The sequence below is a fragment of the Pseudoalteromonas sp. NBT06-2 genome (assembly GCF_002276045.1).
Lineage (GTDB): Bacteria > Pseudomonadota > Gammaproteobacteria > Enterobacterales > Alteromonadaceae > Pseudoalteromonas.
Window position 1 is genome coordinate 16,003 of record NZ_NQMR01000086.1, and the last position, 23,781, is coordinate 39,783.

General features: G+C 33.4%; 16 protein-coding genes and 1 pseudogene. 5 read left to right on the forward strand and 12 right to left on the reverse strand.

The window, feature by feature from the left end; all coding sequences use genetic code 11:
• Positions 1-99 precede the first annotated feature (99 nt).
• Together CJF42_RS16300 and CJF42_RS16305 are read right to left on the reverse strand one after the other, a co-directional pair.
• Positions 100-960: a CPBP family intramembrane glutamic endopeptidase gene (locus CJF42_RS16300; RefSeq protein ID WP_095367710.1), complete on the reverse strand. Its 861-nt coding sequence runs from the start codon at positions 958-960 to the stop codon at positions 100-102.
• A gap of 210 nt (positions 961-1,170) precedes the next feature.
• Positions 1,171-2,979 carry a hypothetical protein gene (locus CJF42_RS16305; RefSeq protein ID WP_095367711.1) on the reverse strand — a complete coding sequence of 603 codons (1,809 nt, stop codon included), beginning with the start codon at positions 2,977-2,979 and terminating at the stop codon, positions 1,171-1,173.
• Between the two features lie 155 nt (positions 2,980-3,134).
• Between CJF42_RS16305 and CJF42_RS16310 the strand changes: the two genes are divergently transcribed.
• Positions 3,135-5,120 (forward strand): winged helix-turn-helix domain-containing protein, encoded by a 1,986-nt coding sequence (locus CJF42_RS16310; RefSeq protein ID WP_095367712.1) that lies wholly within the window; start codon positions 3,135-3,137, stop codon positions 5,118-5,120.
• Between the two features lie 43 nt (positions 5,121-5,163).
• Here CJF42_RS16310 and CJF42_RS16315 read toward each other — a convergent pair whose 3' ends face one another.
• The gene (locus CJF42_RS16315) at positions 5,164-6,051 is read right to left on the reverse strand and encodes a LysR family transcriptional regulator (protein WP_095367713.1); all 888 of its coding nucleotides are present in this window, start codon (positions 6,049-6,051) and stop codon (positions 5,164-5,166) included.
• Between the two features lie 107 nt (positions 6,052-6,158).
• On the opposite strand from CJF42_RS16315, the gene CJF42_RS16320 reads away from it, so the two are divergent.
• A complete protein-coding gene (locus tag CJF42_RS16320) occupies positions 6,159-6,752 on the forward strand; it encodes a DUF998 domain-containing protein (protein ID WP_095367714.1) in 594 nt (197 codons plus the stop codon).
• Positions 6,753-7,064: 312 nt separating this feature from the next.
• On the opposite strand, the gene nth is transcribed toward CJF42_RS16320, so the two are convergent.
• The 6 genes from nth to CJF42_RS16355 all read right to left on the reverse strand — a co-directional run bounded on the left by nth (position 7,065) and on the right by CJF42_RS16355 (position 14,195).
• Positions 7,065-7,757 (reverse strand): endonuclease III, encoded by a 693-nt coding sequence (nth, locus tag CJF42_RS16325; protein ID WP_252097637.1) that lies wholly within the window; start codon positions 7,755-7,757, stop codon positions 7,065-7,067.
• A gap of 527 nt (positions 7,758-8,284) precedes the next feature.
• Positions 8,285-9,511: a UPF0149 family protein gene (locus tag CJF42_RS16335; protein WP_095367715.1), complete on the reverse strand. Its 1,227-nt coding sequence runs from the start codon at positions 9,509-9,511 to the stop codon at positions 8,285-8,287.
• A 292-nt stretch (positions 9,512-9,803) separates the two neighbouring features.
• Positions 9,804-10,781, reverse strand: coding sequence for a luciferase subunit beta (gene luxB, locus CJF42_RS16340; RefSeq protein ID WP_095367716.1), 978 nt, complete (start codon positions 10,779-10,781; stop codon positions 9,804-9,806).
• Positions 10,782-10,825: 44 nt separating this feature from the next.
• Positions 10,826-11,899, reverse strand: a complete 1,074-nt coding sequence (luxA, locus tag CJF42_RS16345; RefSeq protein ID WP_095367717.1) for a luciferase subunit alpha — start codon at positions 11,897-11,899, stop codon at positions 10,826-10,828.
• Positions 11,900-12,036: 137 nt separating this feature from the next.
• A complete protein-coding gene (locus CJF42_RS16350; protein WP_095367718.1) occupies positions 12,037-12,612 on the reverse strand; it encodes a hypothetical protein in 576 nt (191 codons plus the stop codon).
• Positions 12,606-14,195, reverse strand: a complete 1,590-nt coding sequence (locus tag CJF42_RS16355) for an FAD-binding oxidoreductase (protein WP_095367719.1) — start codon at positions 14,193-14,195, stop codon at positions 12,606-12,608. The genes CJF42_RS16350 and CJF42_RS16355 overlap by 7 nt, the downstream gene beginning before the upstream one ends.
• 177 nt (positions 14,196-14,372) lie before the next feature.
• Between CJF42_RS16355 and CJF42_RS16360 the strand changes: the two genes are divergently transcribed.
• Both CJF42_RS16360 and CJF42_RS16365 read left to right on the forward strand, forming a co-directional pair.
• On the forward strand, positions 14,373-15,428 hold the full coding sequence (locus CJF42_RS16360; protein WP_095367720.1) for a CNNM domain-containing protein: 1,056 nt from the start codon (positions 14,373-14,375) through the stop codon (positions 15,426-15,428).
• A 179-nt stretch (positions 15,429-15,607) separates the two neighbouring features.
• Positions 15,608-15,802: pseudogene (locus CJF42_RS16365) on the forward strand (DUF3565 domain-containing protein); the annotation flags it as partial.
• Positions 15,803-16,159: 357 nt separating this feature from the next.
• Here CJF42_RS16365 and CJF42_RS16370 read toward each other — a convergent pair.
• Positions 16,160-17,317 carry an iron-containing alcohol dehydrogenase gene (locus tag CJF42_RS16370; protein WP_095367722.1) on the reverse strand — a complete coding sequence of 386 codons (1,158 nt, stop codon included), beginning with the start codon at positions 17,315-17,317 and terminating at the stop codon, positions 16,160-16,162.
• A 165-nt stretch (positions 17,318-17,482) separates the two neighbouring features.
• Between CJF42_RS16370 and CJF42_RS16375 the strand changes: the two genes are divergently transcribed.
• Positions 17,483-18,358, forward strand: coding sequence for an AraC family transcriptional regulator (locus tag CJF42_RS16375; protein ID WP_095367723.1), 876 nt, complete (start codon positions 17,483-17,485; stop codon positions 18,356-18,358).
• Between the two features lie 27 nt (positions 18,359-18,385).
• Here CJF42_RS16375 and CJF42_RS16380 read toward each other — a convergent pair whose 3' ends face one another.
• Both CJF42_RS16380 and amt read right to left on the reverse strand, forming a co-directional pair.
• The gene (locus CJF42_RS16380; RefSeq protein ID WP_252097638.1) at positions 18,386-20,875 is read right to left on the reverse strand and encodes a glycoside hydrolase family 31 protein; all 2,490 of its coding nucleotides are present in this window, start codon (positions 20,873-20,875) and stop codon (positions 18,386-18,388) included.
• Positions 20,876-21,290: 415 nt separating this feature from the next.
• Entirely contained in the window at positions 21,291-23,486 is a 2,196-nt protein-coding gene (amt, locus tag CJF42_RS16385) for an ammonium transporter (RefSeq protein WP_095367724.1), read from the reverse strand.
• Between the last annotated feature and the right edge of the window lie 295 nt (positions 23,487-23,781).

Below are 23,781 nucleotides of genomic sequence, written 5' to 3' on the forward strand. Positions count from 1 at the left end.
TATTATTATGTTATATATTCCATTGACTTAGCTAAGTTAACATAACAATTAGTGTATTTGTACCGTTTTTATATTTTCAGAGCTAAATTTTAAATCCCCTTATTTTGCCATGGGATAGGTAAATAATAATAAGTGTCCAATATTTAATATAAAATGCACTGCTATTGCGGCTGTTAATCTGCCTGTATATAAATAGGTTAAACCGTATAATGCACCCGCTATTGTGGCCACAAATACATAAGCTATACCTCCAGCAAAATGCGCAATACCAAATAAGCAGCTGGTTATTAACACTGCCCATATCGGTTTGAGTTTATTGGCTAATTTGGTTTGTATAAAACCTCTAAAAAAGGCCTCTTCTACTACGCAGGTTATGATTAAGTTATTTAATGCAAATACCCATAACCAAGCAGGTGTACTTATTTCAAATTTTAATAAACCAAAGCCATAAGCAAGCGCATAAATACCTAATATTGTTAAGGTAACAAGGCCTACAAATTGTGTTTTATTAATGATGTTATGCAATGGTTTATATAATGTTTGTTGCTTTAGCATATCGGGTATTAATAACAGTAAAGCAAAAAATACGAGGGGTTTATCTAAATTTAAATACAGTGAAAATGGCAGGCTGTTTTCACCCGTTAATACTTGTTCTAAAACATGTAAGTTATTAAAACCTGGTATTAAATGCGCAGCGAGTGCCACCATCCATAGTACAACAGCTGTTTGCAATATTAGTTTTAGTTTACCTTGGGTTAATGCCTGTAATTTTGCAACAGCCAAGCCTACACAAATTATTATGCCACCAATAATACTGATATGATTTAACCAAAATGCCAGTACTAAGCTTAAAGCTAATGCCACAAAGCTTACTTTTGAGTTATAAAATGCAGTTATTATTGCAACAGCCAATAAAAGCCAAATTATACCGCTGTGTTGAAGTTGTTCTAAATAAAACATGGTTTGCCATCATTGTTATTTTTGCGCAGCATGCTGTAATTTTTATTTTAATGCAATTATATTTATACCTTTTAAAGTGTTTGCAATGATGAATTATGATTTAAACGATTAGCACACCTTCTTTTGTTAACAGTTTTTAAAACAAAATAATTTAAAGTAAAAACCGTATTCCTTAGGGTGAACACGGTTTTATTTGGCTTTAAAGGTTATTTATTTTGATAAAAAGTGATCTATTGCCTGTTTAATTACAAGCGGGTTTTCAAATGGTACTAAATGTTTAGCATTTGATAGTGGTATGTATTGTCCACCAGTTTGTTGCGCTACTTGTTTAGACCATTCAGTGCCTTCTTGTTGCCATTTTATGAGGTTTTCTACATTTTCTTCTGCATTATCAATATCAGTTTGTTCAAAGTCAGAATCTATTATGGTTATTGGAATGTTGGTATTTATCGAAATATCACGTGCTGCATCTAAGTCGGCAGAATAATTTGCGATTTCTGTCGCTCTTATTTTTTGGCCTGTAATGGTTAACCTACGATTTGCAATATTATTGTAAAACTCCCAATCCATTTTATCTGCAAGTTCTGTTGGTATCATTGCTTCTATTTCTACGATTTCTGCTGCTATTTTTGTCGTTGAACGTTCAGTAAAATAATGCTCTTCATAATAGGGCATTAAATCCACTATATATTCTTTATACCAATCAACCGGATAACCTTTATAAAGTGCAATTGAGTGTGGTAATAAAATATCAGGATCTACCCACACCATATTATTAATTTTAATATCTTCACTACTATATTTATCTTGAAATAACTGCGCACTAATATTGCTGCTCGCAAATGACACTAAGCTTATATCAGTTTCGTTAAGGGATTTTAAAATGGTGTATAAGTCATCAACAAAATATTGATACGATGCTTTTTCGTTATAATCTCCCCAAGCATTTCCCGCTCTATCTATACTGTAAACTCGGTAGTTTTCTGCAAGTAATGATTGCAGTAAGGCATACCATGCCGAATCACTGTGAAAGTTTTTATTAAACCCAGAGATTAAAACAACCGCTGGGCCATCATTATTTAACCCCATAGCACGTACATGATTAAAACCACTTGGTGTTTTTATCATAAAAGAGTGTTTGGGCAATTGCACACTGGTAGCTTGATCAAAAAAGTTAAGAATATATTGTGAGGTATCTAAATTATTTAAAAACCAAGTATGGCCCCCATTTACCGCAGTTAATAATTGCGTGGTATTTGTATCATTTTTATATTGAGTTTCAATAAAACCTTCTTTTACTGTCGTACTTGTTGGCTCAGTGTTTATTTGGTTAAGATCAGCTATGAGGGATATCGCATCTGGACTTGATATTAACCCCCAGTTACTATGATATCGACCTAGGTAAGGTAAAACAGTATCATTTTTTCCATGTATAGATAGATAATCAGTTGGATCACTGATATTACAAGCCTCAGAAAGTTGAACTGACATAGGAGCAGCAACAGCGGCTATCGCTTTAAATTTATCACTTCTATTACATAATAAATTTTGGCTAAATAAAGCGCCTTGTGAATATCCAGTACCATAAATTTCGTCTTCTAAAATATGGTGTTCAGATTGTATTTGTTCAATAATGTGATCTACAAATTCTAAATCATTAATGCCAAGCCTGTTTGGTTTATTACAATTACATCCTTCATTCCATTCTTCTACTTTTGACTGAGGGTAAGCAATTAAATAGTCATCGCTGTATTCTTCAAATCTAACTATGTTTCTCATTTGTTCAGAATTACCACCTGAACCATGAAAAGCCAATAGTAATTTATATGCCTTATCGGCATTATAATTATCAGGCTTTATTAAGTAATATTTACGGTCATCAATTACTTTTTTATTTTGTTCAAAGGCTGACTGTTTTTCGAGCGTCTGTTCTGGTGAATCGGTATTATTACATGCCATCAACGAAAGCATTGCTGTAACTACAAAAGTTTTATATACGTTTAAATTTATTTTTGTCATTGTTTTCTCCTGTTAACGGTTCTAGGTTAAACAACAACTTGTTAACTAAAACACTTTAGATACGAAATTACCTTATTTTTAGCTTATGTTTTTGTTATCATGCTTTTAAGTATTAAAATACAGTGAGTTACACATTGAAAGTTCAAGTACACTTGATGAATATTTTTGTTGATATAACAAATCGACAACTCATTTTAGGTGAGAATTCACGTCAACTTGAACCAAAGGTGAGTCTTTTACTGCAAACTTTAATTAGTGTTGATGGTGATGTGATTAGCCGTGAACAGTTAATAGAACAAGTGTGGCAAGGGCGTGTCGTAGGAGATGGTGCGATTAACCGTACAGTATCTCTTTTAAGGCAACATTTAGCCGCCTTAGATAGTGAAAATAACTACGTAGTTACTGTGCCAAAAGCTGGCTATAAATTATTACATATTAATAAATCACAATTAGCGCCTACTATAAAACCAAGCCCTGCAGATGTTAAAAAATTACCGCTAGTTTTTATTTTTAGCCTTGTGAGTATTATTATTTTGGCTGTTTTGTTTTATTGGTTAAATCCAAAATCAACATTGGTTAGCTTTAAAAAAACCTCACGCATAACAGCACAATTTGGGGCTGAGTATGGCTTGTCTGTTGATAAAAAAGCTAACAATTTGTTATATCAGCAATTTGATAATAACACTCTATCAAAACAGGTTTATTTAGTTACCGAAGGCGTAAATACACAAAAATTAAACATAGAACATCAAATAAATAATGCGGCTATTAGTCCAAATAGCCAATTAATGGCAATCAGTTATCAAAAAAATGAACAGTGCCAATTAGGGTTTTATGAGTTTTCGACAAATTCAATACAAAATATACAAAAGTGCGCATCAGATAGCTTTTCAAAATTTACTTGGCATTGGAATTCTGAAAATATTTATTTTAGAGATCGTGGCGATAAAACCCAAGCTTATGTTATTAATAAATATAATATTAAAACTAAACGTAAGTCGGCAATTAGTTTACCGCCAAGCCATAGTAATTTAAAAGGTGATTATTTACTTGATCATCATCCAAATGAAAATTGGTTACTCATAGCGCGCTATATTGACGAAAATAATACACAATTATTAATTATTGATAGTTTCACAAATAAAACTAAATTTAGTCATAAACTCGCTTACCATATTGATTCTTTAGCATGGTTAGATAAGCAATATGCAAGCTTTGCTGATAATGGCGCTGTTTATTTAATTAATGTACAAACAGGTGAAGTACAACTTAAATTTAAAAATAGACACGTTATTAATTCTATGGACAGCACCGTTAATCAATTATTTTTTAGTACTTTTGAGCATTCAAGCCATATATTTTCACAAAATATCGTAACTGGATCTCGTATTGCAATTAATACTGATAATACAATTACGCAATTGCCAAAGACCAAACCCAATGGCCAGTTGTCTTATCTTTCAAATAAGCAATCTGTATTTCAATGGCAAATAATTGATGATGACAATATATCTTCACTCTCTATTAATTTACCATTTAAACTTGGGTTTGATCGTTATGAATGGTCTCAAGATGGACGCTATATATTATTAACTAAGCAAGGGGCTATTTATCAGATAGATGTAAAAAATGATAAAACCCATCAATTAACTAATAATGAAATTGGTGCATTTGTTGTTAATTATGATCCAGATGGCAATATAATTTATAGCAGCAGTCGCGCTGGGCAATGGCAACTATGGTTATATAAAGTAAAAGAAAAAACACATAAACAATTAACACAGTTCGGTGGCTACAGCGGAAGAATAAAAGGGAATTATTTATATTTTACTAAGTTCAATACAAACGGATTATGGCAACTTGATTTAATAAATGGTGAAGAGCAACTTTTGATAGCTGATGTTGATATTATTAATTGGTTAAACTGGCAATTAATTAATAACAGTATTTATTTTTATCGTCCAGAATCGGGTGTCTGGAAATATGAATTAACAACAGCAGCACAATCACTTATTTTATCGCCAGAAAAACGATTTTCACATCAGTTTTCGGTTTCAGCAGACGAAAAAACGATTTACTTTGTGGAGAATCAAAATGTAGAAGGCGATATTTACAAAGTCCCCTATTCTATCAACCAATAGTTTGCTTTTGTTTCAAGGTATTTAGTTGGCTAGTTTTGTAATATTAAATATTTATACCCTGTTGTTTTATAAATTTGATAAATTCAATCATTTTTGCTGATAAATACTTGTTACTCGGATACACCATATAAACATCTTTGCTTTGTTGTACTGTATATTCGCGCAATAATGGCACTAACGATTTAGTTTTTAATGCCTGCTTAATACTGATTTTTGGTAAACACGCAATTCCAAGCCCTTTTATACATGCCTGTTTTAATATTTGTGTATTGTTACTACTGATATGTGTTTCTACGTTCAGCTCATGATAATGTTTATTTTTATTATTTATCAACTTAATTTTATTGTTATCACTATTATAAAGCAGCCATTGTTGGTTATTTAAGTCTTCAGTAGTGAATATTTTATTATCCTTTAAATAGCTTTCACTGGCACATAAAACCATTTCAGTCGAAAATAAAAATTGTCCTATAAATTGAGAGTTTTTTAATGGCCCAACTCTAAAAGCGATATCTATATTGTTATCTAATATATCTTCAAATTGATTTGTTAAGTTAATATTTAACTTTACACCTTTATTTTGTAATGAAAATTCACAAAACCAATCATTAAGTAATTCATTAGCCAATGTTACCGGAGCGGTAATTTTTATATTACCTTGCACACTGGTATTATGTTGGGTGATATCGTTGATACTTGCTTTTATTTTTTGTATATGAGGTGCACATTCAAAAAATAACTTTTTCCCCTTTTCGGTTAAACATAAATTTTTAGCATTTCGCTCAAGTAATCTCACCTCTAGATACGACTCTAACTGAGCAACGCGCCTGCTAATTGTGCTAGAGGGCATATTTAACTTTTTAGCTGCCCCTATAAAACTACCTTGATTAATTACTTCAGTAATGATTGCTATATCGTCATAACGCCACATTTAAATATTCCATTTATGGGATTATAAAACTACAAAATCGCAGTTTACCATGCATTTTTGGGATGGTACCATTTTTATATCTTACACCCCTATATTGATATATTTTAATGAATGACTTGCTTGCTTTTTTTGGTTTACTGCCCCTAGCTTGGCTTTTTATCGGTTTATATATCGCGGGTCGTTTATATCCGCAATACAGCCATACAAAACAATTTTGTAGTGAACTAGGTGCTTTAGGCAGCCCTACTCAAAAAATATCTCCTATTATCAATAACTTTCCTTTAGGTGTTATTTTTTGTATTTTAGGCATGTTAATGATTCAGCAAGTCGACAATACGATTATTTTTTTCACTGCTCTATGTGTCATCATTCATGGTATTGGTACTGTGATAGCCGGACTATTTGGTATGGATTTAGATCCATACATTAAAACACCCAGTCGTAGTGGAATAATACATTCATGGGCTGGTTTTATTATGTTTATCAGTTTATTACTACCGCAAGTGATCATTCTTTTTGAAGTTGAGTTTCTCAGTTACTATTTTAAGTTAGCAAGCTTTTGTTATTTTGTATTAACACTCTATTTTACTGTGCAACTCAAGCTGTCATATCATCAAAAAACTGTGCCTGGTTTATATCAAAGGTTAAGTTATGGCGCACAGTTAGTGTGGTTAGCCCATTTAAGTGTCTATTTGGCTTAAGGTTGTAATACCAATTTCAATAAATATAAATATATGATCAATTTAAATCTGAGCATATATTTAATATAATTGGTATAACTTGACTGTATATTTACAATATTTTGTAAGGTTACGTCTATTTTTAAAGTACCGAATCAAAATACCGAGTCGAGAGATTTTCGACCAAAGCTATCTAGCGTTTCCGCCACTTTTTAATAACTAGATCTGGTTTGTTATTGAGGCAGAGTCATCAACCACCAGCACAACACACTCTTCAAGTTTTGCTATATCTTTAAACATATTTGTAATTATAATTTCAAATACTTTTTTGATTTATGGCTTTTTAACAATTTTTGGATGCTTTCGATTGGGATAACAGGTAGTACAAATAGGGCAAATCATACCGTTACAGCCTCGTGCTGAACAGTATTCACGGCCATAATAAATAATTTGCAGATGCAGTGCATTCCAACTCTCTTCTGGGAATAAACGTTTTAAATCTTTTTCTGTCTGAGTTACATTTTTACCATTGGTTAAGCCCCAGCGTTGTGCGAGTCTATGGATGTGTGTATCAACCGGAAATGCCGGAACTCCAAACGCTTGTGCCATTACCACGCCTGCAGTTTTATGGCCCACTCCTGGAAGGGTTTCAAGAGCATCCATATCATTGGGCACAATACCATTATAATCTGCTACCAAAATTTCTGAGAGCTTTTTAATGGCTTTAGATTTTTGTGGAGAAAGCCCACATGGCCTGATCACCGCTTTAATATCTTCTACCGCTTGTTGAGCCATATCAAAAGGATTATCGGCCAATTGCCAAAGTGATGGTGTAACTTGATTAACACGCTCATCGGTACACTGTGCTGAGAGTAAAACGGCCACAAGTAACGTATAAGAGTCACGGTGTTCCAATGGAATAGGCGGATTGGGATAGCGCTTTTGTAACTCAGCCAAAATATACGCAACACGTTCACTTTTTAATAAATTTTTTGTCGTCATTCTTGCTCTCACTATACCAATCATACCCAAGCTTTTGGCTTACATGAGTATGATAGCTAAATAATCAATCCTTTAATAGTGTTATGAAATTATGAGTTTATTCTCCATTTATTGGTCTTTTAACACTTCAGTATATACCCAAGCCACTTCAAGATGTGAGGTTCAGGACTGCTGAGCAATTCATGAGCTAGGCGCATCTTTGCATTAATGGTTATTCCCTTAAAAAAGATGGACCGGCAATATGCTCCTGCATTGCTCTAGTACCTACATCCATGCAGGCAACAACGAGCATGATTTGCTCAGAAGTCCCTGTAAGGTTGGTTTATAAATACTTTATGCAGCGTTATTGATTTTGAAAAGGGAATAACCATGTTCTTCAATCAATGCCTTGCCTAAAGTATTTCTAATTCCAACTGAATCCTGCATCTTGAAGTGGTTTGGGTATATTTGTAAAGCCATATTTTCACTTGTAAATTGGCATGTTTGTTATTTTGTATTAACACTCTATTTTACTGTGAAACTAAAACTGTCATATCATCAAAAAAGTTGTGTTAGTTTTTTCTTAGCCAAAATAAGCTGCCTTCATTGGCTAGCCATGCTTGTTTGCCAAAGCAATCTATATACATGGTTACTTCGCTTTTGTCGCCTGGTTGAAAATATTCACTCCCTGAGGATACTTTTTCTTGACCTGTAAGTATTTTCATAAAGTGCTTGTTGTCACTTTTTAATTGTTTTTTTACTTTTTGCGCTGCTTTACTATCGCCTTGCTGAACAAATAACCTCAGTGCTTTAGTTGCAGTAAAAGTTAAAAATTCATCAGGGAATGCTTGTTCTAATTTTTGCTGTTGCTCCCAATTTTTTGTAATACACAATAAGTTTGTTAAGGTGTATCGTATGCCTTGATTATCATTGGGGTTTAGCGTTAAAAGGGTTTGCATGTGTTTAATGGCATTATCGTATTGTTTGTATTTTGCACAAACATAGGCTCTATGAGCACACAATAGCATATAAGATTGCGTTTCGGGCATTAACCAAAATAAACCCGTATTTTGTTTTATAAATTGTTTCGTTATATGAAGTCGTTCTATTTCATCAATCATATCATCTAATATAGGCAGTACTGCTAAACTTTCATCTGCCAATATTATATTTAACATTTCTTCTATTTCGCTTGTTTCTTCGTCAAATGGCTCAACTAAATCGTCCATTTCAAAATAGTCGTTATTTGTAAACCAAGCATCTTGTTCAAATTCATTTAATTTAAAATGCGCATTATGTATTTGGATACTCAAATTGCGTTTTCTTTCATGTAAAAAATGTTCAAACATATCTTCAGGCACAGCTAATTGTTGCTTTGCATTATCTAAGCTGGTAAAAGTTATTAAGCCATCTTTTAAAACACTTAATATTTGCTTGTGCTCTTTTTTGAGTTTACTTTTATTTATTTGTGTTAAACCTAATAACGCCCCATTACACCATTGAACTAAAGCAGAATCTGGTTGTAAACTAGCTAAGTAATCTTTTTTAGATAATACACATTTTTTTGGTAACTTAAATTGAGCTTGTTCAAAATCAACTTCTAGTTTGTACATTGTTTGATCAACTAACTTTTGTGCCTGTATTTGATGCTCAGGTGTTAATACTTTAAAAAGATGTTTAACTAATTTATCAAAGTTATATTCTTGCGGAGAAAACACCAGCCCACAAATGTAGCCCTGTACAAATTCTAATGTCGTTTGTTTACCACTATATTTTAATAATGCTTTTAATGTTTTCATATTTTTGTATTCGCTAACCAATTAATAGTTGAAATATTTTTAATATAAATGATTATACCCAAACCACTTCAAGATGCAGGATTCAGATCTATCTGAGTGAGCCCAATTCAAGGCGTGTTGATGCAAAAAGTAGCCACCTTTCAACGCAACGATGAAGTGGGTTTGTTCAGAAGCTCCTCCTTTTCGAGTCGACAAATGTAATAAAGGCGATGCATAAAATGTGTCGTTAAGTCATTTTTAACAAATTTTATCGCAACGCAGTTGGCCACTTATCGTTTTGCCCTACGGGGTTTTATAGAGCAGGATTAATCGGTTGATTAATCATATTAATTACTTTAACAACATCATCATGATTCTTCATTGATTCAAAAGACAGTAATACATTTTTTGAACCTGTACGCTCTAATGCATTTAATGATGATTCATAGTAATCATTATCAGTACCAATTGCATGTTGGCTAATAAGTTCAGCAATTTTTTGTTGTTGATTTAGATGTGGATATACTTCAGCAATATAACTTGCTAAATATTCTGTTGCTTCTTGATGAGCAACATTACAATCATCATTTAAATTTACAAGCAATGGGAATTGATGCTCAACATTAGATACGTCAACATTATGCTGTGCTGCAACTTCTAAATAACGTTTATAAAAAATCTCTTTATCTTCAAGGCTGTCACTCCAACGATATGTCAGTGGAAGCGCTTTTTTAGCTGCCCATTCAACAATATTCACACTAGAAGCCAAAATGTATTGCTTCATATTCTCTTTACTCAAGCAATGAGGGTTTATAGAGATGCGAGGAAAGTTATAAAAATCATTATTCGCTTGACAATAGTTAGTTGTGATTGCTTCATTTATGATGTCATAACAAGCTTCAAATTGCAGGTGCTGTGAATCACGTTGACGTTTAAAAAAATCCATCTCAAAATCATTAACACAATCACTTAAACCTAGAATAAAGCGACTATCTGACATTTGATCAAGCAAACTTGCTTCTTCTGCAATACGAACAGGGTGATGTGTTGTAATGACTTGATTTAAAGAGCCTATATGTAAACGTTCGGTTAGTCCTAGCAAAAATCCCGCTGCTGTCATTGGTGCGCCAACAATACCATTTTTAGTAAAGTGGTGCTCGTTTACTAAAACAGTTGTAAAGTTTTTATAATCTTTATCAACTAAAGAGACAGTATTGATCATATTATCTAAAACTGTTTCTGACGATGTATTTTCTGGCTGAAAGTTGAGGAAGAATAATCCAAAATTCATGTTACATTCCTTATATATTATTAATTAAAGTTAATCTAGGTGACTTATTTTGGATCTTTTAAAAATGGTGCAACTTGCATCATAAAACGTTTCATCGAGGCAATGATTTCTTCCTCTGAACCATTTGCTTCGAAAGCAAGGGTAATATTTGTAATTCCTGTTGCATCAATATCACGTTGAATAATTTCGATACATTTTTCAGGTGTACCTACAGGGTTTAAATCGTGGCTATAGTCCATCCGACGTTTAGTATTAGTGTGTCCTTGCAGAACAAAATCTTTCCATTGACCTTTATGATAATCATAACCACGAGTCTGGTTACTTTCACTAAAGATATTGGTCGCATTTACGTATGAATCATACAAATTACCCAAAAACTCACGGCACACATCTTCAGCTTTTTTGCCATCTTCATCTACAGAACAGATGAAAGTCATACTGTGGTCAACGTTTTTAATGTACTCATCACTATAGCCGCAGTCTCTAGCAACGGCATTATAAAGCTCCATCTGTGCTTTCTTTTCACTCGTTGTAATAATCCAGCTAAGAACCATAGGTAAACCTCGCTCAGCAAGCCAAGTTGTTGTTACTGCTGATTCCGCAACCATACATGTTGGAATTTTATCTAAATACGCCTCTGGGTAAACATTTACATCTGGGAACTCGATATGTTTACCATCAGTATGAAGTGTACCCGCTTTTGTACCATCCATAATCATTGTATGAAAATCTTCATTGATGGCACGAGAATCTTCCATTGTTACACCAAAAACGCGGAAATCTTTATGGTAAATACCGCGTTCAACACCAAACTTAAAACGACCTTTTGACATTTGATCTAAAAGCAATAAATCTTCCGCCTGACGTGCAGGGTGTGCTGTTGGCAGTACAATTCCCATAGTACCCACATTTAATTTTGTGGTTCTACCAAGCAAGTTAGCACAAGCAACAAAAAGATTACCTGTTAGTCCAAATTCAGTAAAATGATGCTCTTGAGTCCAGTAAGTATCAAAATTAAGCTCTTCTGATGCAACGCCTAAACGCACAAAGCGATCCATTACTTCTTTATGCGACTCGCCTGGCGGCTGGTACGAAAAACAAATACTGCCAAATTTCATAATATATTCCTTTTTTTTGGTTTGTGTGTAAATTATTCTAATGCAATGTTAATCAGTAACTTTTAATTCTATTTTTTATATCAATCGTATTTGCTCTCCAATAAGGTAAAAGGGATTAATTAACCCTTTAATGCAAACTATATTTTTGGTTGTTTTTTTATTAAATTTAACCGTTTTTTTAATGGATCTATTAACCAGTATTTATAAATAACTAACAAAGCTTGTATTGGAATGTAATACCTTTTTGCATAAAAAATACAAATATAATCAGTGTTTTTTATTGGCCCTTCATATACTTTGTTTGGAAAAATAATAGATTGCAGTTTTGCAACTTTTGGATGTTTAGCGCCACTGATAATAAATTGCTTATTACTTTTAGCCATATCGTATAAAGACCATAAATATATTATGCCCTTATAAAAATTGCTCACTTCACCTTTAACCCAAAGTCCGCCAGTTTCAATTACATCATTTGCTTTAGAAACTACAAAATGTGACTTACCGCTAGCTGGAATATCATCAAAATACCTTATTGGTTGCTGGCTATTGAGTGTATATCCCCCCAGCATAGCCCCATCGTTATTTTTAAATACCCGCACTATAGACACGCGTTTAAAGTGCGCAAGCGGTGTATTATTGCCTGATGCATCACAGTAATGTTTAGCAAAGAGTGCGAAGTCTTTATCTTCTGAGATTATATTTGTTTTTAACATAACCCTCTCTCAAGTTTTGCTTGATATCTACCAGGATTAATTAAGTTAGCAGGATCGAGTGCATGTTTAATTTTACTTTTTATAATTAAAGCATCTTGCTCTAATTCATTTGCAATATAAAATGGCATTTCATCAACTGAGCGTCTATAACATTGCCATTTGTTTTTTGTATATAACTCGCGTAATTGCTGTATAAGTGCTTTAGCTCTTATTTTTTCATGCTGATTTGTCGTATCGTAATAAAGGCTAATTATAGCTTGGCATAGGTGTGCTGTAATTGAAGTTAATGTGATCCCAAATTCAAAACCATAATTATTAAACAGCACTTGCGTTTCGTTTACACATTTATTTACTTCTTCGCCTATCATTGGCAGTGCTGGCGCTATCCAATAAAAACCACAGTTCTCATCTATAGGATCTCTATTTTCGTCTTTTTGTTTTACTTTATTTCGCCAGTAACACCCCTTTATAGCCATAGGATCTGGGTTGCCTTCAAACATCACCATGGCGCGTTTAAATTTGCTAATTTTGTCTTGAAAATGATTAAATCGATTAATGTTTTTTAAATAAGGCGCTACATTTTTCAACATAGAATCAATATTAATTAATGTGTCTAAACTGATCGTTTTTACATCTGCTATTTTACATAACGCTTGCTTTATTCTTTTTGACTTTGCTTTTGCAACTTTAGGATCGCCAGATACAATAAATGCAGCTGTCCAAGGCATAATATCATTGTCTTTTTGTAACTTAATTAAATCTTCAACTTTTGGTCCTGAATTTGGATCCCAATTATAAAAATCAAACTGACTTATCATCGAAATCATGCGATAGTTGTTGCCGATATGCGGTAACGTATCAACAGTGTGTTCTGCTTTTAACCTACGGATAATATCTATATAATTCCCTATATCATCAACGTTTTTTAGTCTTACTAAACAGCGTAAACTTTGTTGTTGTCGTAATGCTAATTCAAAACGAATTTTTGTTACTACTGCAATATTATTTTGCGTAAATAATTCTGTCAGCCCTGCCGCATGCCCCGCTCTACCGATATATCTTGGTGATGTATCTAAAGATTTTGTTTCACCATTGGCTAGTATGCATTGCGTAATTGTGAAGTTTCGGCTTCTATAGCCTTGACCTCCATGACCAAAACCGCGCTCTAGCACATTGCCCATTATACTTGTTTGAGGGCCAGCCCCTGTACAATCTAGCATCCACGGAGAATCAGCTAAATAATCAGCTAATTGTCCTTGTGTCACTCCGGGCTCTATTTCAACAACACCCAATTGCGTATCAAAATGGTGTATTTTATTTAATAAACTCATATCTATAAGTAAATTATCATCAAAAACAGGTGATGCCTTACCATAACCCCAATTTTTTCCTGTACTTACTACATAAAATGGTTTTGACAATTTATTACAGTTTTTAATAATTTTTATCAGTTCTTGCGTAGTTTGAGGTTGCTCTACCCCTAAAATTTGTTTTTTAAAATTAATGAGTCCACTTTTTTGATAATCTTTAGGGGGTTTATTACACGAAGTTTCTTCAGTGGTTTCAAAAATATTAAACGACATAACTCATACCATAAAATAAAAGCTCTATTATACCCCTTTTATCAAGTTCCCAAAATAGTAACTTATTGTTATTTTTGTTTATACTGATTAAAATATCAGCATAAACTCTGCTTTATTTGATTTGAGCCCATTAAATAAGCTATATATTAACTATCTTGTTATTATTTTAGTAAACACATGTTTCTATTAAGCCTTTATTTGTTTATTGCTTTGTTTTTTTCATTTCTATGCTCTATTGCTGAATCTGTTTTATTAAGCATAACTTGGGTGCATATTGCTTTTATGGAAAATAATAAAAAGCCATCAGGCAAGATATTTCGAACTTTAAAAGAAGATATTAATAAACCCCTTGCAGCTATTTTAACGCTTAATACCATAGCGCATACTGTTGGTGCTGCAGGAGTTGGCGCACAGGCAAGTATTGTATTTGGTGAGTCTTATTTAGGGTTAGTATCAGCTATTCTGACTCTTTTGATATTATTTTTTTCAGAGATCATCCCTAAAACACTTGGTGCAACTTATTGGAAAACACTGGCTCCTATAACAGCTTATGTACTTAAATTTTTAGTGTGGGCTTTATATCCTATGATAAAAATATCTGAGTTTATTACGCATCGTATGGTTAAAAAAAATGAACCTATTGGATTTAATCGTAATGAGTTCCACATAATGGCTCAATTAAGTGCGCGTAATGGGCATTTAGATAAAGAAGAAGCCACTATTTTACAAAATTTGCTTTTACTTCAAACTATTAAGATTGAAGATACAATGACGCCTAGTACAGTAATGTTTACTCACCCACAATCAACTAAGGTTGAGCAATTTTTTCATAAACATCAAAAAAATAGGTTTTCTAGAATACCCATTTATGACACTCACCCAGATGAAATTATCGGTTTTGTGCTTCGTACAGATTTATTACTTGCGCAAGCTAGGGGTAACACACATTCGAATTTGAGCAATTACATTAGACTAATGCCAACATTATTAGATGTTATGACCCTATCACATGCCATGAAAGAATTATTAACCGTAAAGTCTCATATTGCTTTAATCGTCAATGAATATGGTACTGTACGCGGTATCTTAACCTTGGAAGATATTTTAGAAACTTTAATAGGTCATGAAATTGTTGATGAAGGTGATAAAGAAGTTGATATGCAAAAACTAGCTAAACGGTTGTGGAAATCTAAAGCAAAAAAATATGGTATTGATATTAATAACGATCAATAATTTTTTAGTATCTGATACCACATGTGTTAAAACGATAATTTTTAACAATTCCAGTTTATTTACCGAGTTTGGCCTAGCATTCTAATATTATACCATTTCCGTTAATAAACTGGTCAATCAGCCAGAATTCAAAGCGCTTATTGGTATTGTCTATTTGATGTATTTAAAGTGAAAAATAAATGAAACAACCTATTGTGGGTTATCACAAAGATGATGAAGATCATTGGGTCGCTAAATTAGCTTGCGGACATAATCAGCATGTTCGTCATAATCCTCCTTGGACTTTAAGACCTTGGGTGATAACAGATGCTGGCCGAAATGAAATGTTAGGATTTAAATTAGGCTGTGTAAAATGTGATGAGAAAGCGCCTAGAGCACCGGTTAGTTTAAAATATGAACATCAGAATGGTCCAAAAATCACACAGGCTAGGCGTATTAGTGAATGGAATAGTGGGCTATTTCGAGCTGATACAACGTAGCATGTGTGATTTTTGGCCACTCCCTGCGGGCGAGGCTAAAATTTCCGTATACTGCGTTAAATTTTCTTGATGGAGAATAACTAGACCTACAAAAATTTTCCTAGTCTACGAAAATTTTGGCTCTCGCTGGTGACTATATTTTAAACTGTTCGGTGCTCTAGAGATTGGGTCGATAATATCTACCCAATCCCCCCTAAAGTAACACGATAAGCGGCCACCTGCGTTGTGATAAGATATTTACTGAAATCGTAATTATTTTGCAGCAACTAAAATTTTATGAACAATATCTAATGTTAAATCACCTGTTTCAGATAATTGTGTTAAACCCATTCTTGCCATGTTTGATATTAAAGTTTCAATATCTTTATCATCAATATCATAATGAGACAACTTAGTAACAATATCTAACGAGTTAAAAAATGCTTCTGTATTATCAATCGCTTTAGTAATTTTTTCGTCGTCAGTGCCTTGTGTTATATCCCATACGCGTTCAGCAAATTGTACCAGTTTTTCTCTTTTTTGCTCTGTACGTTCACGTAGTAAACTTGGCAGTACGATTGCCAAAGTCCTGCCATGTGCAATGCCAAACATCGCTGTCATTTCATGCCCGATCATATGTGTTGTCCAATCCTGCATTACACCAACACCTATCAAACCATTTAATGCAGAAGTCGCTGACCACATAAAGTTTTTACGTGCTTCAATATTTGTTTTATCTTGATAGGTGATTGGGCCATCTTCAATTAAAGTTTTCAGTATGCCTTCTGCAAATCGGTCTTGAATTTTAGCGTTTTGAGGTTGCGTTAAATATTGTTCAATAACATGAATAAATGCATCTGCTACGCCATTCGCTATTTGCTCTTTAGGTAATGTTAAAGTGAGATCAGGATCTAATAGCGAAAATTTAGGGAATGCCAATGGTGAAGTAAATGGATATTTTTGCTCATTATATGTTATTACGCCAAATGTGTTCATTTCTGAACCTGTGGCAGGTAAAGTGACAATACATCCTAACGGAATAGCTTGTTCAACCGGTACCACTTCAAAACCGTGGAATAATAATTCGTTATGGTTTGATTTTTCATTAGCTGCTAAAGCAACAAACTTAGTGCCATCCATTACAGATCCCCCTCCAACAGCTAATAAAAAATCGATATTTTCTGCTTGCACAAGTTCAACAGCTTGCATTAAAGTTTCAAATTGAGGGTTTGCTTCTATACCACCAAATTCAAGTACCTCACGCTTACCAAGACTACTTTTAATTTTATCTAAAGTGCCAAAACGTTTTACACTTCCACCACCAAACAGAATTAACACTTTGGCATTGTGTGGTACTAAGTTATCAAGTTCATTTAATCTTTCTTGTCCAAATACAATTTGAGTAGGATTGTAGTAATCAAAGTTTTGCATGGTTTTTACCTCTTATTTAGATGCCACCATTTTACAACTCACACCAGACTTAAGAATGGGCTATTCACTCAATTTCGTGCCTAAAGCTCTCATTATTGATAATTGGTTAGGGTTAAATCTGGTATTTAGTTATACTATTTTCATCTCATTACTTTGGTTTACACTATGGAAAATGCTGTCAATAATCTCATATCAATCATTAAAAATGAGGGCTACAATAAAACCGCCCTATCAGGTGTCGGTGTGTATAAAACAAGTCAATCTACTGACCGAATTCCGTTATGTTATAACCAAGGGATCATTATAATATTACAAGGTCAAAAGCGAGTGTTTTTCGACCAAAAAACATATCGTTATAATCCTGATAATTATCTTGTTTTAACGCTGCCTTTACCTGCGGAATGCGAAACAACCATAGAAGATGGCAAACCTTTAATATCACTCATCATAGATTTAGACTTAGCTATGCTAAACGAATTGGTCAGGGTATTAGATGAACATGGTCAAATTAAACAAACAGGTGCAGCTATTGAAAATAAAGGGTTATATGTAAGCCAATGTACTACAATGCTTTCATGTACCATAACCAGATTAACGCAGTGCCTTAAGTCACCATTACAATGTGAGATTATTGGTAAAGGATTATTACGAGAGATTTTTTTTCATATATTAAGTGGTCCACAATCAGCGCCTTTATTTGCTTTGGTATCTCACAATACGCATTTAGCGAAAATGGAACGTATTCTTAAACATCTGCATAACAATTTTCAACATCATTTAGATGTCGCGCAATTGGCAAGTATGGCAAATATGAGTTCATCTACTTTTCATCGAAATTTTAAGCAAATTACGGCATCTTCACCCATTCAATATGTTAAAAAAATACGTTTAAATCGCGCGCGAGAGTTATTGCAAGATCAGGGTTTAAAAGTAAAACAAGCAGCTGCACAAGTTGGCTATGAAAGCCCAACTCAATTTAGCAGAGAATTTACCCGATACTATGGTTTAAGCCCCAGTGAATGCGCTAAAGCTATGGTTTAGAAAAGTTTGTGTTTATTAATTAACAATTTACTTTAAAATTTTGAAATTAGAAGCAGTATGATCCCACGTTACTTTTATTGTTAAAGTGTTTTTATCTACATTATAATATAAACCTTGTTTGGCTAAGTTTAAGGCTTTTACTGAAGACATTACTGTTATTTTTGTTTGATTGAATAAAGCTTGATTATTATTTTTGTGCCAGTTATGAATAACCAATTCAATACTACGTTGTTCTGGCATTCCTTTATAACCCAAACCTTTTTCACTTCTTGCTAAGTTAAATAACAATAAATCTTGATTCTTGTTTAGCACATTATGCGCTTCAAAGTTTAATAATTCATATTTTTTATTGACTAATGAATCAGCACTTTTACCATCATCTTCATACATGTGTGCTGATGATTTATTTACACTTTTATCGAAATAGTAATCAAGTTTAAGCTCATCACTCGCATAATAAACTGTGCTTGATACCGCTTTAACTGACGGTATTATCGCACCACTTTTAACGAATACCGGAATTGTATTCAAGGTTAATGGGTAAGTTATTTTCCTCGCACCTTGATAGCGTTTGTCACTGAAATAATCAAACCAATTACCTTTAGGTAAATTCACAGCGATTGATTTAAGATCGGGATCTGTTACTGGTTTTATTAAAAAACTATCGCCCCATAAATACTGATCTTTTACATCGATTAACTCTGAATTGTTTTCATCGGTGAAAAACATAGGCCGCATCAAAGGCATGCCTGACATTGAGTTTTGATAAGCCAATGTATAGTTATATGGCAATAACTGGTAACGCAGTTTTATAAATTCACGAATTATGCGTTTGGTTTCATCATCATGAAATATTGGTTCAGGTGCAATATTATCTTGACCATGTGGACGGTAAATAGGTTGGAAAACTCCATACTGTAACCAGCGTATATACATTTCTTTATCAAATGATTCTCCACCAGCAAAACCACCTAAATCAGAATGAGTATATGCCATACCTAGTAAACTCATTTGAAGTGATAATTCGACTTGTGGTTTTAAACCTGCCCATGAGCGGCTTACATCACCAGTCCAAGGGAGCATGCCGTATTTTTGTGAGCCTGCAAAACCCGAACGCATGATCATAAAAGGTCTTTGCTGTGGCGCATGTTCTGTTAAAGCTTTGTTTACTAACTTACCCCACTCATGACCAAATACATTATGAATGTCATCTCCGGTCGCAAACATAGCATCATGCTCAGATAAAATATGCTGTATATCGGATGGGTGAACTTCTGGCTCACCCAAATCGCCCCACACACCCGCAACACCTTGCATTGCTAATCTTTTATATACCGAACCAAGCCATTTATGCGCACTTTGATTAAATACATCTACTAAACCTGTGTGACCAAAATAAAAATCAAAGGTTTTTGCTTCGCCTGTAATAGGATCTTTAGCTAATATGGCTGCATCAACTGCTTGTTGCCACTTTTTTGTATTTGTTAATATGAATGGTTCTGTGATCAATACTGTATTAACACCATTTAATTTGAGTTCAGCTATCATTTTTTCAGGATTTGGAAATGCATCTAAATCCCAATCTAAATTACCCATATGGCCTTTTATATCTTTTCCAAACCAATAAAGATCTAGAATAATTGAATCAACTGGAATATCTTCTTCTCGATATTTATTGATTGTATTTATGACTTCAGCTTGAGATTTATAACCAAAACGTGACGCATGATTACCAAAAGCCCAACGCGGCGGAAGTGGCTGTTTACCAGTAATATTCACATAATTGTTAATGAGTTTGGGGTAAGTATTTGCTGTAATGATTAAATATGCATTACGACCACCTACCGACTCAAACTGCAAGGTATTTGGCTCAGTTTTACCCGTATCAACCCATCCTTTTGCGCTATTATCAAATAAAATCATATATTTTTTATCTGATATAACCGCAGGGATAGAAAAGTTCATTTGCTCTGACTCAGTTGTATAACCATAATGTGCTCGGTTATACAAAGGTAAACGTTGACCACGACGATCCATACCTAATATGCGCTCACCTGTCCCTAATAGCTTTTCATTATCAGTGAGAGTAAATTTAAAATCTGGTGACGCTTTTTTGTTTTCAAAGTCTTGTTGCTCGTTGGTTAGCAATTGCCCCTTATTAAAATAGGATATATAAAAAGGTATTTTATTAATAACAGCCGATAAGTCACCGTTAATAAATGTAAGCTTATTTTTAGAATGTGTAACTGTAACGAAGTTTTGCTTATTTTTACTAATAGATTGCATATCAATAGCAAAGGAAGGAAATGGCTTTTTACCTTCTGTTAAATATAAAATTTCAAATGCGTGATCTGAAATTGCCCATAACCTGACCCTGCCCTCTGTCGTTGAAATATTTAACTCCTGCCCATTTAGCTGATGACTAATATAATCTCTTGCACTGATTTGCCAACTAAACATGCTGACTAATACAAGCAACATATAGCCCAATTTAAAGGGAAAAACTGTTTTAAGCATAACTTCAGATTCTAATAATTATTTGAGATTTAAAGTTAGCGTACGGGCAATTTTAATAATAGTAAATTGCATATGAATACGTATTCATAGAGACTTAGAAAATGAGCCATAAAAATGACTCGCTATATTATTTATACCCATGTGACTTCAAAATGCATGTTTCTGTTCTATCTGAGCGAGCCCAATTCAAGGCGTGTTGATGTAGGAATGTAGGCACCTTTGGAATCAACGCAACGAGCATGATTTGCTCAGAAGTCCCTGTAAGGTTGGTTTATAAATACTTTATGCAGCGTTATTGATTTTGAAAAGGGAATAACCATGTTCTTCAATCAATGCCTTGCCTAAAGCATTTCTAATTCCAACTGAATCCTGCATCTTGAAGTGGTTTGGGTATATAATACCCAATAAAGATTATTCATATTTTATTGCCATTAACTTTTACCCCAACAAAAGCCATATCATCTGTCGTTTCTTCTTGTTGTTTATAATCAGTATTATTTTGTATAAGTATTTCTTTTTGGTTAGTGAAACTTTGTTTATGTACATCTAATAAAGTTTTTTTCAATTTATTTTTACCATAAGGAAAGTTTTTATCACCACCAATTTGGTCAATATAACCATCAGTTGTGAGATACAAGTAAGTATCTTTGCTTATCATGATTTCATGATCTTTAAAAACAAAATCAAAATCACAACTACGATAACCAACAGACTGCCTATCACCTTTGATTAATTCAATTGCTCCATCTTGAATTAAAAATAAAGGGAGTTCAGCTCCTGCATATTTAATTATATTTCTATCTTTATTGTATAAAATAATTCCACCATCAAATCCTGCATTACATTTACTCTTCTTATTTTCTTGATGAAGTAGTGTTTTAATCGCTTTATTAAAATAACTTAATATCCAAGCAGGGCTAATTTCAATATGAGTATTTTGATTAATTTTACCTATAATTTGTCGTTCTATCGCTTTAACTAGCATAGTCACGAAAGCACCCGGCACTCCGTGTCCTGTACAGTCAATAACCATTAATAAGCACTCATTTCGCTTTTTAAATTCATTAAATAAATATATATCACCCCCAATCACATCCCGAGGCTTCCAAATAGTGAAATAATCAGTAAAGTAATTTTTTAAAATAGCATCATCTGAAATGATCGAATGCTGAATTAATGATGAATAATTAATGCTATCAGTTGTTTTTTTGTGTTCTAGCTCGACTAACTTTCTTGCTTCAAGAGATATATTCATTTCTTCATTTACTTTATCAAGTACTCGGTTGTACTCAGAGGCAATTTGCCCAACTTCAGTATGTGGTTCCACGTAGACTTGTTGACTAAAATCTCCATTGTTTTTTTGCATTTCCATACTATAAAGCAAATCTAAAATCTCAGTAGATGCATCATGCTCGACTACATTTAAACCTTTTATCTCATGCTCTTTACACACCCTCAATGGCACAATATTTTTTATTAATAATAAAAAGATATAAGTACCGCCAAACGCAATAATAAAGCACAGTGTAGCCCCAATTACTTGAATTAATAATTGTTGTTCAAAATTCAAACCAGTTCCGAGTACATGACTATTGCCAAATAAAGCGACAGCGATTGTTCCCCATAAACCACATACCCCATGAACGGGTACTGCACGAATAACATCATCTATTTCAAATTGATCTAATAAATGTGAAGAATATAAATATATGCTTCCACCTAGTATCCCTATAACAGCAGCTTCATAAACTTCAACCGCATGACAGCAGGCAGTAATACTGACAAGGCCAGCTAATACACCATTTAAAATATGTGGTACATTGGGTTTTTTCATTAGTAGCCAAGTTAAAATTAATGCTGTTAAACCACCAAATGCAGCAGCAGTATTTGTATTTAATAAAATTATAGGAACTGCATCATTCATAGCTAAAGTACTGCCTGCGTTAAAACCGAACCAACCAAACCATAGAAAAATGGTGCCTATAGTAGACATAGGAATATTATGACCTTGGATAGGTGGTAAACCTTTAGTAAAGCGACCTATACGTGGTCCAATAACAATGATTGCAGCCAAAGCGACCCAACCACCAACAGAATGCACAACACTCGAACCTGCAAAATCAACAAAACCCTGTTGATTTAACCAACCCGCAGATTCTGACTCTATAGCCCCTCCCCAAGCCATTCGGCCAAAAATTGGGTAAATTAAGGATGAAACAAAAATAGCCAGAATTAAATAGCCAAAAAAGGTTGCTCGCTCAGAAATTGAGCCTGACAATATAGTCGTGGCTGTACCACAAAACATTGCTTGAAAAGCAAAAAAACATAACAAACGTGTGGAGTCAACGCCATAAAGCAGAAGATAGTCGGTATTAATTATAGAGCCGTTATTGCTGAACATAAAAGCAAAACCAAACAGTAAAAAAACAACATTAGCAACACAAAAGTCAGATATGTTTTTAACAGCAACATTAATGCTATTTTTAGAACGAACAGCACCAACCTCTAAGAAACAAAAACCTACTTGCATTAAAAGTACTAATGCTGTGGCAATCACAACCCACATTAAATTAATTGGTTGAGCTAACTCTATAAGATTATTTCCTTGCATAAAATTCACCTTATAACTAAATATATTTTATTTAAAAACTAAGTTATAAACAGAATACAAATTAAAAATTTGTATGTGCATTTACCGTATAATGGATGTTGCAGTGTGCACTAAATCTAATACATGTTATTGTTTTAAATTGTATTAATATTTATATTTTAGTTTACGAGTTAAAGATTTCAAGGCTGTTTTATATACTTAATTACCGTTCTGATTTATTACATTATTGATACCGATAAGCCGCAATCAAAATTTCATAAACAAATTTTACATATATCAAATTGATCTTTTAAAG

Coding starts and splice junctions, on each gene's coding strand:
- CJF42_RS16310 (WP_095367712.1), top strand. CDS start 3,135: ATGAATATTTTTGTTGATATAACAAATCGACAACTCATTTTAGGTGAG.
- CJF42_RS16355 (WP_095367719.1), bottom strand. CDS start 14,195: ATGTCGTTTAATATTTTTGAAACCACTGAAGAAACTTCGTGTAATAAA.
- CJF42_RS16360 (WP_095367720.1), top strand. CDS start 14,373: ATGTTTCTATTAAGCCTTTATTTGTTTATTGCTTTGTTTTTTTCATTT.
- CJF42_RS16335 (WP_095367715.1), bottom strand. CDS start 9,511: ATGAAAACATTAAAAGCATTATTAAAATATAGTGGTAAACAAACGACA.
- CJF42_RS16305 (WP_095367711.1), bottom strand. CDS start 2,979: ATGACAAAAATAAATTTAAACGTATATAAAACTTTTGTAGTTACAGCA.
- CJF42_RS16380 (WP_252097638.1), bottom strand. CDS start 20,875: ATGCTTAAAACAGTTTTTCCCTTTAAATTGGGCTATATGTTGCTTGTA.
- CJF42_RS16320 (WP_095367714.1), top strand. CDS start 6,159: ATGAATGACTTGCTTGCTTTTTTTGGTTTACTGCCCCTAGCTTGGCTT.
- amt (WP_095367724.1), bottom strand. CDS start 23,486: ATGCAAGGAAATAATCTTATAGAGTTAGCTCAACCAATTAATTTAATG.
- luxB (WP_095367716.1), bottom strand. CDS start 10,781: ATGAATTTTGGATTATTCTTCCTCAACTTTCAGCCAGAAAATACATCG.
- CJF42_RS16375 (WP_095367723.1), top strand. CDS start 17,483: ATGGAAAATGCTGTCAATAATCTCATATCAATCATTAAAAATGAGGGC.
- luxA (WP_095367717.1), bottom strand. CDS start 11,899: ATGAAATTTGGCAGTATTTGTTTTTCGTACCAGCCGCCAGGCGAGTCG.
- CJF42_RS16350 (WP_095367718.1), bottom strand. CDS start 12,612: ATGTTAAAAACAAATATAATCTCAGAAGATAAAGACTTCGCACTCTTT.
- CJF42_RS16315 (WP_095367713.1), bottom strand. CDS start 6,051: ATGTGGCGTTATGACGATATAGCAATCATTACTGAAGTAATTAATCAA.
- nth (WP_252097637.1), bottom strand. CDS start 7,757: ATGATTGGTATAGTGAGAGCAAGAATGACGACAAAAAATTTATTAAAA.
- CJF42_RS16300 (WP_095367710.1), bottom strand. CDS start 960: ATGTTTTATTTAGAACAACTTCAACACAGCGGTATAATTTGGCTTTTA.
- CJF42_RS16370 (WP_095367722.1), bottom strand. CDS start 17,317: ATGCAAAACTTTGATTACTACAATCCTACTCAAATTGTATTTGGACAA.